Raw genomic sequence first — 342 nt, 5'->3', positions numbered from 1 at the left:
TGTTGGTCTGGGTGGCTATGCCATCGGGTACGATATTTTTGAAGGCAATATTTACGAAGGGCACACACTGATCCCGTTCATTGAAAAGATTAGTGATAAGTTTAAATTGAACAAACCTGTTGTTGTTGCTGATGCCGGTCTTTTGTCAAACTCAAACATAAAAGCATTGGAACAGCAGGGATATGAGTACATTATTGGTGCCAGGTTGAAAAATGAACCGGACAAGGTGAAAAAACAGATTCTGGAGACACCGTTCTCAGATGGACAGATCTTCAGGATTAACAAGTCAGGCCGAACCCGGCTGATTGTTAACTATGCCGCAAATCGGGCAGTGAAAGACGA

Annotated in this window: 1 protein-coding gene; it reads left to right on the top strand. The window is 43.0% G+C overall.

Translation table 11 applies throughout. The features are described 5' to 3' along the window. Positions 1-342 (top strand): transposase (locus tag N2K84_RS20335; protein WP_282593659.1); only part of this gene is annotated, 342 nt, incomplete at both ends.

This window comes from Gaoshiqia sediminis (genome assembly GCF_025907915.1).
GTDB lineage: Bacteria > Bacteroidota > Bacteroidia > Bacteroidales > Prolixibacteraceae > Gaoshiqia > Gaoshiqia sediminis.
The sequence above is the reverse complement of the archived record's forward strand: the minus strand, read 5'-3'. Positions and strand labels throughout refer to the sequence as shown.